Genomic DNA, 12406 nt, shown 5'->3' on the forward strand with positions numbered 1-12406 from the left:
TATTAATATTCAGTCGTAACGATTGGTGTGCCAACCGTAACGGTATGTTTTCCGCCCATTCCTGCACTTCTAAGTGCAATTTGCAAATTCATTTTATGTTTCGAGGTCATGATGTACTCTTTCCACTCATCTGTAAACGCAGAAATAGAAACGAAATTTGGCTCAACTACATGTTCAACAGATCTTGCTTGAAATTCGTTTAATAACTGATTTGCTTTTTTTTGCAAAACAATATTCATATTATCATCTAAATGACCATTTAGACAAGTAAAAATAACTACTTTTTCTTGGAATATCCCGAGTGTCTCCCGTTCAAACTGTTGATATGTATCATTCCAGCTATCCGGTGTCTTAAGACTCATTTGCTCATATAGTAAATACGAAGTTGGGTTGTGTTTTTTGAGGGTTGTGACAAGCTGCAGTCTAAAAGAAGTGTGATTTTTTTTGTCAGTATACGTGCCAACTGCCTTTACGATTTTATCTTCCTGTGCAATCGCCCAATCATATTGACGATACTCTGATTTTAAACGTTGCACTTTTTGATAAAATTCTTTTTCGGTTAGCGACATGTTTTGTTTGGCATGCAATGTCCACTTATCTATTGACACATCTTGGCGTTCCATCCCCTCTGCAATTTGTGCTAACGGCGTTAATTCAGTCGCATGAATGGTATGGAAAACAGCAATGACGAAGCTTAACATGACGGATATGATAATGGCGTGGCTTACTTGTTTTTTCTTCATGTTTATCTCTCCCCCTTATCCCCAGTTTTACCGGAGGCAAGAGGCGCCATACGTAAAAATCTTCGTCAAAACTCGCGTAAAACGCTTCAACCCGCTTCCCAAACCATTCCCGTAATGATCATGTTCAAAACCTATTAAAATAGATAGGGAAGCTGCTGAGAATAATTGAGGTAATCTAAAAAGAAATTCGAAACGGCCGTTCCAATAGCAATGGTCAGTAAAATCATCAGGAGTCTTGCCTGCACAACTTTGCCTTTTTTGATTAACGGATCTATATTGACGGCTTGCAGCGCCCACCAAGTCACCGCTATAAAAATCAGATGAACGACAATGCCGATTGCAGCCTGCTGTCCCAGTACACTCATCTATTCCACTCCTTTCATCCTTTCTCCGCGTTTATACCCTTTCTTATTATATAGGAAGCACGGATAAAGATGATACATTTTATACAGAACGGAATAATCAGCCAAATCTAGGGTTAATCCCCGCTTAAAGTGCGATTCTTTTACATGGTATACTTTAGTGGAAAGGAGCTGGCAAATGTGAATCATTCTTTTTTTCAGCCTGAAAAGCAATACGGTGAGGATCTGCCAATTTTTGATCAGGAATGGGAAGCAATTGCATTCTATTATGATTATAGACAGTCACAGATTGAAGAACTGAATGAATTGTGTCAGTTTTATAACATTTCTCTTACCTATACGAGAGAAAGCCTTGAAGAGCTTGAAAACCTTTATTTTCAAAGTTTACAAGAGCTTTTGCTTGCTGATTGGAATCTTCCTATTGAAGAATTCGAGAAAATGATCAGTGTTTATCTTATAGATTGCGTGATTGCTCATCATGAAGATGCTGAATGGATCGTAAAGCCTTACCCATACACAGACGGCGCTTATACAATGGGCTTTAGAAGACATCTCAAATCATGGCATACAATGAATTGCTGTGATCGTTTATACTTGCGGAAAAAAGAGAGTCAGCCGCTTTTGTCGCTGTTTGATTCTCTTGTGCGTTCATAAAAAAAATCCTTCTCATCAAGAGAAGGATTTTTTCTTATTTCCCTGCTACATCCAATCTGTTCAAAGCCCGCTGTAACGCAAGCTCAGCCCGACGAATGTCAGTATCATCTGATTGAGAATTCAAACGCTCCTGCGCCCGCTGACGTGCAGCTGCAGCGCGCTCTTTATCGATGCCTTCCGCTGTCTCAGCAGCCTGGGCAAGGATGGTAACCTGATCAGGACGGACTTCTACAAATCCGCCGCTGACAGCAACCAATTCAGTCTGTCCGTCTTTTTTCAGACGGACAGCACCGATTTTAAGAGGAGCCACGGTTGGAATATGCCCTGGCAAAATACCGAGATCGCCGCTTTCGGCTCTCACGCTCACCATTTCGATATCCGCATCGTATACTGGGCCGTCGGGAGTAACGATATTGACTTTAACGGTCTTCATGCTTTTACCCTCCTAGGACCAGATTAAACTTCTACACCCATTTCTTTTGCTTTCTCAACAACTTCTTCGATACGGCCTACAAGACGGAACGCATCTTCAGGAAGATGGTCGTATTTGCCGGCTAAGATTTCTTTGAAACCTTGAACCGTTTCTTTTACAGGCACGTAAGAACCTTTTTGTCCAGTGAACTGTTCAGCCACGTGGAAGTTTTGAGAAAGGAAGAACTGAATACGGCGTGCGCGTTGAACAACAAGCTTGTCTTCTTCACTCAATTCATCCATACCGAGAATCGCAATGATATCTTGAAGCTCTTTGTAACGCTGAAGCGTTGACTGTACTTCACGTGCAACCGCATAGTGCTCTTCTCCGACAATTTCAGGAGCAAGAGCTCGAGATGTAGAAGCCAACGGATCAACCGCAGGGTAGATACCCATCTCAGTTAACTTACGCTCAAGGTTTGTTGTCGCATCCAAGTGAGCGAATGTTGTTGCCGGTGCCGGGTCAGTGTAGTCATCGGCAGGCACGTAGATCGCCTGGATAGATGTAACTGATCCAACGTTAGTAGATGTGATACGCTCTTGGAGCTGACCCATTTCAGTCGCAAGCGTCGGCTGATAACCAACCGCTGAAGGCATACGGCCAAGAAGGGCAGAAACCTCTGAACCCGCTTGTGTGAAACGGAAAATGTTATCGATGAAGAACAGTACGTCCTGTCCTTGTTCATCACGGAAGTGCTCAGCCATTGTAAGACCTGTCAAAGCAACACGCATACGTGCGCCCGGCGGCTCGTTCATTTGTCCGAATACCATGGCTGTTTTGTTGATTACGCCAGAGTCGCTCATTTCGTAGAAAAGGTCGTTCCCTTCACGAGTACGCTCCCCTACACCGGCGAATACAGAGATACCGCCGTGCTCTTGCGCGATGTTGTTGATTAATTCCTGGATTAATACAGTTTTACCTACACCGGCGCCACCAAACAACCCGATCTTACCGCCCTTGATGTATGGAGCAAGCAAGTCAACAACTTTAATACCTGTTTCTAGAATTTCAACTTCAGTTGAAAGCTGATCAAATGAAGGCGCCTGTCTGTGGATCGGATCCTTTTTCGCATCCGCAGGAACTGGCTCATTTAAATCAATATTTTCTCCGAGTACGTTAAATACACGGCCTAGCGTTACATCACCAACCGGTACTGAGATTGGCGCTCCTGTATCTACAGCTTCCATTCCGCGCTGAACACCATCCGTAGATGCCATTGCGATTGTACGGACTGTATCATCACCTAAATGAAGAGCGACCTCAAGCGTTAAATCAATACCTACTTCGTTTTCACTTGCAGCTGGCTGTGAAATTTTAATCGCATTATAAATTTCAGGCAAGTGACCATCTTCAAAACGCACGTCGACGACTGGTCCTAATACCTGGCTAACGCGTCCTTTCTTCATCGCTATCCCTCCTGACAAAATCTTTCTATTCTAAAGCGGCTGCTCCGCCGACAATTTCCGTAATTTCTTGTGTGATGGCTGCTTGGCGAGCGCGGTTGTAAGAAAGCGAAAGGGAATCGATAAGTTCCTTCGCGTTGTCTGTCGCGTTTTTCATCGCCGTCATTCTTGCAGCGTGCTCACTTGCTTTACTGTCAAGAAGCGCACCGAAGATTAAGCTTTCTGCATATTGAGGAAGCAAAACCTCCAGAACCTCCTCTTCAGACGGTTCAAATTCATAAGACGCCGTTCTCTTTCCGCCGCCGCTGCCCAAATCAGATAACGGCAGAAGTTTTTTCTCCGTTACTTCTTGAGAAATGGCGCTGACAAAATGGTTATAAACAAGGTGCAATTCATCAAACGCACCATCTATAAACATTTGGATCGTTTGTCGGGCAATATCCTTAATTTCTGTAAACGTTACTTCATCTCCAAGTCCTGTTAACTCAGAAATGATCGGAATCTCACGTTTCTTAAAGAAATCACGGCCTACTCTTCCGATGACGATCACCGCATACTCATCCTTAGATTGATGACGTTCTTGCATGGCCTGATAAGCACTTCGTAAAACCGAACTGTTAAAAGCGCCGGCAAGACCGCGGTCAGACGTAATGACAAGATATGCTGTCTTTTTCACTTCTCTGCTGAGAAGCATCGGATGCTTCACGTTGCCGGAAACTCTCCCGACATTTGACACAACCTCTTGGATCTTATCCATATATGGCACAAATGATTTTGCATTGTTTTCAGCACGATTCAGCTTAGCCGCAGATACCATCTGCATGGCTTTTGTAATCTGGCTCGTTTTTTTCGTTGACGTGATCCTTGACTTAATATCGCGTAATGAGGCCAAAGATTTCACCACCTTTTCTCTTCATCTGCGTAAAAAGAGAGAAAAAGAGAACCTTTTTCTCTCATCAGCATTCGAGTTAGTTGCTTGGTGCAAATGTGCGTTTGAAGCCTTCGATTGCAGCTTTGAAGTCTTCATCAGCAGGAAGGTTTCCTGTTTTCGCAATTCCATCAAGCAGTTCTTTATGGTTTTGGTCAAGGTACATGTAGTACTCTTCTTCAAAACGTCTGATATCCGCTACAGGAATATCATCAAGATATCCTTTTGTCAGCGCATAAAGAATGGCTACTTGCTTTTCAACCGGAAGCGGCTTGTTCAGATCCTGCTTCAGCACTTCAACTGTACGCGCACCGCGGTTCAGTTTCGCCTGAGTCGCTTGGTCGAGGTCAGATCCGAATTGAGCGAATGCTTCCAACTCACGGTATGACGCAAGATCAAGACGCAACGTTCCTGATACTTTTTTCATCGCTTTGATTTGCGCTGAACCGCCGACACGGGATACAGACAATCCGGCGTTGATCGCTGGACGTACGCCTGAGAAGAACAAATCAGATTGCAGGAAGATCTGTCCGTCGGTGATGGAAATGACGTTCGTCGGAATGTAAGCAGAGATATCTCCGGCTTGTGTTTCTACGAACGGCAGAGCTGTAATTGATCCTGCGCCTTTCGCGTCGCTAAGCTTTGCTGCACGCTCAAGCAGACGGGAATGAAGGTAGAATACATCCCCAGGGAACGCTTCACGGCCTGGCGGACGGCGAAGAAGCAAGGACAGCTCACGGTAAGCAGCCGCTTGTTTAGAAAGATCATCGTATACAACAAGAACGTGCTTGCCGTTGTACATAAATTCTTCTGCCATTGTAACCCCTGCATATGGAGCAAGGTACAGAAGCGGTGCCGGCTGTGACGCAGACGCCGTTACAACGATTGTATAATCAAGCGCGCCGTGTTTACGCAATGTTTCTACTACGCCGCGGACTGTTGATTCTTTTTGACCGATCGCAACGTATACGCAGATCATGTCTTGGTCTTTTTGGTTCAGGATCGAATCGATCGCAACAGAAGTTTTACCTGTTTGACGGTCACCGATGATCAGCTCACGCTGGCCGCGGCCTATTGGAATCAGTGCATCGATCGCTTTAATACCCGTTTGAAGCGGTTCATGAACGGATTTACGGTCCATAACGCCTGGTGCAGGGCTTTCGATCGGACGTGTTTTGCTTGTGAGGATCGGGCCAAGTCCGTCTACCGGCTGACCTAATGGGTTCACAATACGGCCGATTAGTTCCTCACCGACAGGAACCTCCATGATGCGGCCTGTTCTTTTTACTTCGTCTCCCTCACGGATCTCACTGAAAGGTCCTAAGATGACGATACCTACGTTTGATTCTTCAAGGTTTTGAGCCATACCCAAAACACCGTTTGAAAATTCGACAAGTTCACCGGCCATACAATTGTCAAGGCCGTGTACACGAGCAATACCGTCACCGACTTGGATGACTGTACCTACGTCTTGAACTTCAATATCAGATTGATAATTTTGTATTTGCTGTTTTATCAGCGTGCTAATCTCTTCAGCTTTGATGCTCACTTAGGTTTCACCCCTTCTATCGATTTTCCCCGGCTAGTTGACGTTCAATGCGCTGAAGCTTTCCGCTTACGCTGCCGTCAAAAATCCGGTTACCAATGCGGACTTTAATGCCGCCTATTAAATCCGTCTGCACTTCATTCCTGATTCTCAGTGAAGCGACTCCGGCTTTTTTTGCAAACACTTGTGATAATGATAAAATTTCTGCATCCGTCAGCGGTTTCACTGAATATACGGTTGCGTCTTCTATTTGACGAGCCTCATTTGCGAGTTTGATAAACTCATCTGTGAGCTCAGGCACAATCGCGGCACGATGGCGGTCAATCAAAAGAAAAATCGTATTGAGCACGGACTGTGACAAAGAGCCAAATGCATTTTGAATCAGCTCTTTTTTCTTCGCAGCCGGCACCTTCGGATGGTTTAACACATCATTAAGCGCTTTTTCATTTTGAAATACTTGTTTTACAACGCTTAGCTCTTCTTCTACTTGATTCAGCTGAGCAGACTCATTGGCAATATCAAAAAGAGCTGACGCATATCGTTTAGAGACAGCTGATTCACTCATCGGCTTTCTCCTACCTCTTTAAGATAGTCCTGGATCAATTTCTCTTGAGCTTGCTCATCCAGTTCTTTTTCGATCACTTTCGACGCAATCATGACAGAAAGAGACGCTACTTGCTCGCGGAGAGCAGAAACCGCCTGTTCTTTTTCCTTCACGATTTCAGTTCTTGCTGCTTCTTTCAGACGTTCAGATTCTGCACGTGCAGCCTGAATAATCTCTTCTTTTTGCTTGTCTCCCAGTTTCTTTGCGTTTTCGATAAGAGTTTGGGATTCCTGTCTTGCTTCTTTTAAAAGAACGCGCTGCTCTTCAATCAGCTGCTGCGCTTCTTTATTTTTTTCTTCAGCAGACGTAATTTCTCCAGCGATGTGGTCTTCACGCTGTTTCATTATGTTTAATAGCGGCCCTAAAGCGTATTTCTTCAGAAGCGCTAATAAGATTAACATAGCTAACAGTTGGAACAGGATATCTCCGCCGTTAAACGAAAATCCTAGTTCAAGTGGTAATTGAGACATCTACTACGGCAACTCCCTTCTGCAGGTTTTTCTTTGCTGATCCAGCAGCCGCACTTGTCTCTTTTCAGCCGGCAAGGCGGGATGCTTATCAGACATAAAGCAATGGCGAAGGTTCTCTTGGAATGATCTTCGCCATTTTTAGTTCATATAAGGCTTTTATGCTTAGCCAAAGAACGCTAAGAATGCGATAACGACAGCGATAATAGGAAGGGCTTCAACTAATGCGATACCCATGAACATAAGAGTTCTAAGTTCTTTACCTGCTTCCGGCTGGCGGGCAATCCCCTCTACCGTACGTGAAACAATCAAACCGTTACCAATACCTGCACCAAGTGCGCCTAAACCAATTGCAATCGCAGCTGCTATTAAATTCATGAAAAAGTTCCTCCTTTAAAATGTTATCCGTTTGGATATAATGTTTTAATGATCATGACTGATTTTATGAGACATGTATACCATCGTCAGCATTGTAAAGATAAACGCTTGGATGGCACCTATAAATAAACTGAATGCTTGCCATGCCAGCATCGGCAGAATGGCGCCGACTGTACCAACAAGACCGAGAGCCACGCTTTGTGAATAATGGCTTGTCGCCAATCCCGCAAGCAGGCCGAGAAGAATCTCACCGGCGAAGATGTTACCATAAAGCCGCAAACCAAGAGTCAGCGTATTCGCAAACTCTTCGATGATTTTCATCGGGAGCATGAATGGAACAGGTCTTAAATAGTCTTTGGAATATTCCTTGAGCCCTTTCATCTTCACACCATAGTAATGCGTTAAAGCAACAACCATCACGGCTAGCGTTAATGTAATGGCAGGATCGGCTGTCGGAGATTTCCACCAGAGCTCATGTCCGATTGTAATAGAGAACGGCAGCCCCAGCATATTCGACACAAATATGTACATCAGCAATGTGACACCAAGTGCCAAGAAGTTAGCCCCTGTTTTCAAATCCATTGTACTGCCGATAATATTGCGGACGAAATCCACAACCCATTCCATAAAATTCTGGGCTTTTCCAGGACGGATCGAAAGCGTTCTTGTCGTTAATATAGCAATCAATAAAACAATCACACTCGCCACAGTAATCATCAGAATGTTTGTCAGATTAAAAGTAAGACCTAGAAATTCAATAGTTCTGTATTCATGATTCAAAGGGTTTTCACCTCTCTTCCATTGATGAACGTTTAAGCTGGATAAAGGAATCTATCATAATGACAGGGTATATTGTCATTAATCCAATAACTGTACTTGCCATATGAAAGTGCTCGGGATTTTTATAGGCAATAGCCGCAGCAAGAATCGCATTGCACCAGCGCGCTGCGCTCCCAAGAGATCGTATGGACTTCCCTTTCTCAACGGCTCTGTCAAAAGCATTCATTCTCCTGACGAGCAGTAAAAAATTAAACAAACTGAAAACAGTTCCCAGAATAAGGCCTAAAAAAACGGTTTTATACGCTGTTAAACCATAACCCAGTACATACACTGCCAAAATGAACAATAGGTATTTGCGTTGTCTGCTAAATGTAAGCTTGGGATCGTCCATCAATTATCTGTCTCCTGATGAAAAAATAATGTATAGCTTAGATACGGCATAAATCAGCGGTTAACCCTAGTAGAAGACCTTTTTTGACCGACAAAACGGGCCTGTTCGAAAAAATCATTCATCCGCAAGCCTTGCAGGGATGCTGTTTCATTCGCTTAAATAAATCCTCATAAAACGGGTTTGCTGAGAGGATTTACATTGGGGATGAGGACTATAATGAAAGCTATGAAAACCTTCTCATAATACCCTCGTTTAGCATACAATAGCCCCTAACATGTGTCAATCTGTTTAAAGTTAAAAAACTTTTTATACTGTACGCCTCCACAGAATGTTCACATTTTCACCTATAATTGTATACAAATTGACCGAATAGCAAATAACTGGATAAAAAAAGAAAACCCTTTTCGGGGTTTTCTTTTTTTATTTTGTTCCAAACATACGGTCTCCTGCATCTCCGAGGCCGGGAACAATATAACCTTTTTCATTTAATTTTTCATCAAGTGCCGCGATGTAAATATCCACGTCCGAATGATGCTTCTGCAATTCTTCCACACCCTCCGGCGCCGCTACAAGACACATGAATCGAATATTTTTCGCACCGCGTTTTTTGAGGCTGTGAATGGCTTCAACTGCAGAACCGCCTGTGGCCAGCATCGGGTCAACCACAATGAATTCACGCTCTTCCACGTCAGAAGGAAGCTTGACATAGTATTCCACGGGTTTTAAGGTTTCAGGATCACGGTACAGGCCGACATGTCCCACTTTTGCCGCAGGAATCAGCTTTAAGATGCCGTCAACCATTCCCAATCCCGCTCTGAGGATCGGAACCACTCCGAGTTTTTTCCCTGAGATGACTTTCGATTTCGCAGCCTGAACCGGTGTTTTGATATCCACTTCTTCCAGAGGAAGATCGCGGGTAATTTCAAATGCCATAAGTGTGGCTACTTCGTCTACAAGCTCTCTAAAATCCTTCGTACCTGTATCTACATTCCGTATATATGTCAGCTTGTGCTGAATTAAAGGATGATCAAATACATAAACCTTTCCCATACTGTGTTTCAGCTCCTTTTTTATTGTCCCATCAACAATTACACACTTCTATTGATTCTACAAAAAAAGACATGGAGTTTCAAGAACATCGTCAAAAAACCCGCCCGGCATAAGCCCGAGCGGGTTTTTAGGATCTTAGTAATCTAATTCTTTATATAAAGGAAATCGATCAGTCAAAGCAGCTATACGCTGTCTTGCTTCTTCAAGTTTTCCTTCATCTTCGTGGTTTTTCAATGCAAGTGCAATGATGGCACCGACTTCATCCAATGCATCTCCGTCAAAACCGCGGCTTGTCACAGCTGCTGTACCAAGACGGATACCGCTTGTGACGAAAGGTTTTTCCGGATCGTATGGAATCGCGTTTTTGTTAGACGTAATACCGATTTCATCAAGCACGTGCTCCGCAACCTTACCAGTCAGTCCGAGAGAACGAAGGTCAACAAGAATAAGGTGGTTGTCAGTTCCGCCTGAAACGAGCTGGATGCCCTCTTTCGTTAACGCTTCAGCCAGGCGTTTTGCATTTGAAATGACGTTCTGTGCATATGTTTTGAAATCGTCCTGCAATACTTCCCCGAATGAAACAGCTTTTGCGGCAATAACGTGCATCAGCGGGCCGCCTTGAATGCCAGGGAAGATTGATTTATCGATTTTCTTGCCGAACTCTTCACGGCAAAGGATCATACCGCCGCGAGGTCCGCGAAGTGTTTTATGTGTTGTTGTTGTAACGAAATCAGCGTAAGGAACCGGGTTCGGATGAAGGCCTGCCGCAACAAGTCCTGCGATATGCGCCATATCCACCATGAAGTAAGCGCCGACTTCATCAGCAATTTCACGGAATTTTTTAAAGTCGATTGTACGAGGATACGCACTTGCTCCTGCTACGATAAGCTTCGGCTTATGAGCGAGGGCTTTTTCACGCACGTCATCGTAATCAATATATTGAGTTTCTTTATCTACGCCGTACTCAACAAAGTTATATTGAACACCGCTGAAGTTGACTGGGCTTCCATGTGTTAAATGGCCGCCGTGGGAGAGGTTCATCCCAAGTACAGTATCGCCCTGCTCCAAAATCGTGAAGTACACTGCCATGTTTGCTTGTGCACCTGAATGCGGCTGAACGTTTACATGCTCCGCTCCAAAGATCTCCTTCGCGCGGTCACGAGCGATATCTTCAACGACATCGACGTGCTCACATCCGCCATAGTAGCGTTTGCCCGGATATCCTTCAGCGTATTTATTTGTCAAAACAGATCCTTGTGCTTCCATAACCGCTTCACTTACAAAGTTCTCAGAAGCAATTAATTCGATCTTAGTCTGTTGGCGTTCACGCTCATTTTTAATGGCGTTAAACACTTGTTCGTCTTGCGCAGGTAAATGTTTCATCAGCGAGATCCTCTCCTATCCGTATCCTGTTCTTTGTTTTTACCACCACTATTGTACATGGTTTTTTAGGCCAATGTAAAAGATTATTTTTAAAAAATCAAAACTTTTATTGGTAAAAACGAATATTAATAACTTAAATTTAAATTAAAGTTCGGGATTTATTATACTGCCCTAAAATAAAAGAAAAGACTGGCCAAGCAGTCCTTTCACTCGCACTCATAAACCGCCCGCACTCCGCCAATCAGTTTCGGCCGCGTACGCGCCAATGTCACATGGGCTGCACCGAGACCATTTTGAGAGACGCGCACAGGGACAGCTACCGGCTTTAGATGCATGCCGATAAACGTATCGCCGATGTCTATTCCGGCGTCAGCCTGAATGGTTTCGACAAGAACAGGAGACTTCATCTGCTTAAACGCATAAGCAGCCATCGCCCCGCCCGCTTTTGGAACGGGTACGGCAGAAACAGTTGGAAGCCTGAATAACCGGGCTGTTTCTTCCTCGACGACAAGCGCTCTGTTCAAATGCTCACAGCATTGAAACGCGAGATGTATCCCCGTTTTTCCCTTAAGCTCGGCAAGCCCGCTGTAGATGCTTTCTGCGATGTCTACACTGCCTGATGTTCCGATCCGGCTGCCGGCCACTTCGCTCGTGCTGCATCCGAGGACAAAGAGCTGATCCTGTTTTAATCCCGCTTGTTCCTGAAACTCAGACAGCATCGCACTCCACGTTTGCTTGATCTTATTCATTGAACAGCACCCCTACAGGTTTTTCTCTTCATAATCTGAGATTTTTCCAATACGGGTTTGATGTCTTCCGCCGGTAAACTCAGTGGTCAGCCAGATTTTCGCGATTTCCCGCGCCAAACCAGGGCCGATCACCCGTTCACCCATCGCGAGGATGTTGGTGTCATTATGCTCTCTCGTCGCCTTCGCGCTGAATGTATCGTGCGCCAGCGCGCAGCGGATGCCTTTGACTTTATTAGCGGAAATGCTCATGCCAATGCCTGTCCCGCAAATTAAAATGCCTCTGTCAACTTCGCCGCTAACCACTTTTTCGGCCACCGGAAAAGCATAATCCGGATAATCGACAGATCCGCTGCCGCAGTCACAGCCCATATCAATATATTCAATTTGCAATTCGTCCATTAACTCTTTGATCTCATTTCGAATGTGAACGCCGCCATGATCCGATGCTATGGCTACTTTCATCTGCTTTTCCTCCCAGCGTGTGTGATGCGGCCCC

16 protein-coding genes are annotated in these 12406 nt (G+C 44.5%); 1 reads left to right on the top strand and 15 read right to left on the bottom strand.

Features of this window, described 5'->3' with window-relative positions; all coding sequences use genetic code 11:
* Positions 1-2: 2 nt before the first annotated feature.
* Together M0696_RS18695 and M0696_RS18700 are read right to left on the bottom strand one after the other, a co-directional pair.
* On the bottom strand, positions 3-743 hold the full coding sequence (locus tag M0696_RS18695) for a YwmB family TATA-box binding protein (protein ID WP_166847282.1): 741 nt from the start codon (positions 741-743) through the stop codon (positions 3-5).
* Between the two features lie 134 nt (positions 744-877).
* Entirely contained in the window at positions 878-1108 is a 231-nt protein-coding gene (locus tag M0696_RS18700) for a DUF1146 family protein (protein WP_166847279.1), read from the bottom strand.
* Positions 1109-1285: 177 nt separating this feature from the next.
* Between M0696_RS18700 and M0696_RS18705 the strand changes: the two genes are divergently transcribed.
* A complete protein-coding gene (locus M0696_RS18705; RefSeq protein ID WP_222142201.1) occupies positions 1286-1759 on the top strand; it encodes a hypothetical protein in 474 nt (157 codons plus the stop codon).
* A 34-nt stretch (positions 1760-1793) separates the two neighbouring features.
* Here the strand turns inward: M0696_RS18705 and M0696_RS18710 are convergent, their stop codons facing one another.
* The 13 genes from M0696_RS18710 to rpiB all read right to left on the bottom strand — a co-directional run bounded on the left by M0696_RS18710 (position 1794) and on the right by rpiB (position 12372).
* On the bottom strand, positions 1794-2192 hold the full coding sequence (locus tag M0696_RS18710) for a F0F1 ATP synthase subunit epsilon (RefSeq protein ID WP_003221882.1): 399 nt from the start codon (positions 2190-2192) through the stop codon (positions 1794-1796).
* Positions 2193-2215: 23 nt separating this feature from the next.
* Positions 2216-3637, bottom strand: a complete 1422-nt coding sequence (gene atpD, locus M0696_RS18715) for a F0F1 ATP synthase subunit beta (RefSeq protein WP_166847273.1) — start codon at positions 3635-3637, stop codon at positions 2216-2218.
* Between the two features lie 25 nt (positions 3638-3662).
* Positions 3663-4526 carry an ATP synthase F1 subunit gamma gene (atpG, locus tag M0696_RS18720; protein ID WP_248602272.1) on the bottom strand — a complete coding sequence of 288 codons (864 nt, stop codon included), beginning with the start codon at positions 4524-4526 and terminating at the stop codon, positions 3663-3665.
* Positions 4527-4602: 76 nt separating this feature from the next.
* The gene (atpA, locus tag M0696_RS18725) at positions 4603-6111 is read right to left on the bottom strand and encodes a F0F1 ATP synthase subunit alpha (protein WP_003221888.1); all 1509 of its coding nucleotides are present in this window, start codon (positions 6109-6111) and stop codon (positions 4603-4605) included.
* A 16-nt stretch (positions 6112-6127) separates the two neighbouring features.
* On the bottom strand, positions 6128-6673 hold the full coding sequence (locus M0696_RS18730) for a F0F1 ATP synthase subunit delta (RefSeq protein ID WP_248602273.1): 546 nt from the start codon (positions 6671-6673) through the stop codon (positions 6128-6130).
* A complete protein-coding gene (gene atpF / locus M0696_RS18735) occupies positions 6670-7182 on the bottom strand; it encodes a F0F1 ATP synthase subunit B (RefSeq protein WP_003235774.1) in 513 nt (170 codons plus the stop codon). Before atpF ends, M0696_RS18730 begins: the two co-directional genes overlap by 4 nt.
* 162 nt (positions 7183-7344) lie before the next feature.
* Positions 7345-7557 carry a F0F1 ATP synthase subunit C gene (atpE, locus tag M0696_RS18740; RefSeq protein ID WP_003151167.1) on the bottom strand — a complete coding sequence of 71 codons (213 nt, stop codon included), beginning with the start codon at positions 7555-7557 and terminating at the stop codon, positions 7345-7347.
* Positions 7558-7602: 45 nt separating this feature from the next.
* Positions 7603-8337 (bottom strand): F0F1 ATP synthase subunit A, encoded by a 735-nt coding sequence (gene atpB, locus M0696_RS18745; protein ID WP_166847267.1) that lies wholly within the window; start codon positions 8335-8337, stop codon positions 7603-7605.
* Positions 8338-8344: 7 nt separating this feature from the next.
* Complete coding sequence (gene atpI / locus M0696_RS18750; RefSeq protein ID WP_166847264.1) at positions 8345-8728, bottom strand: ATP synthase subunit I; 384 nt, start codon at positions 8726-8728, stop codon at positions 8345-8347.
* A 420-nt stretch (positions 8729-9148) separates the two neighbouring features.
* Positions 9149-9778, bottom strand: coding sequence for a uracil phosphoribosyltransferase (upp, locus tag M0696_RS18755; RefSeq protein WP_166847261.1), 630 nt, complete (start codon positions 9776-9778; stop codon positions 9149-9151).
* Positions 9779-9913: 135 nt separating this feature from the next.
* A complete protein-coding gene (gene glyA, locus M0696_RS18760) occupies positions 9914-11161 on the bottom strand; it encodes a serine hydroxymethyltransferase (RefSeq protein WP_166847258.1) in 1248 nt (415 codons plus the stop codon).
* A 206-nt stretch (positions 11162-11367) separates the two neighbouring features.
* On the bottom strand, positions 11368-11910 hold the full coding sequence (locus tag M0696_RS18765) for a TIGR01440 family protein (RefSeq protein ID WP_166847255.1): 543 nt from the start codon (positions 11908-11910) through the stop codon (positions 11368-11370).
* A 12-nt stretch (positions 11911-11922) separates the two neighbouring features.
* Positions 11923-12372, bottom strand: a complete 450-nt coding sequence (gene rpiB, locus M0696_RS18770; protein ID WP_003221910.1) for a ribose 5-phosphate isomerase B — start codon at positions 12370-12372, stop codon at positions 11923-11925.
* Positions 12373-12406: the final 34 nt, after the last annotated feature.

The sequence above is a fragment of the Bacillus rugosus genome (assembly GCF_023238245.1).
Classification (GTDB): domain Bacteria; phylum Bacillota; class Bacilli; order Bacillales; family Bacillaceae; genus Bacillus; species Bacillus rugosus.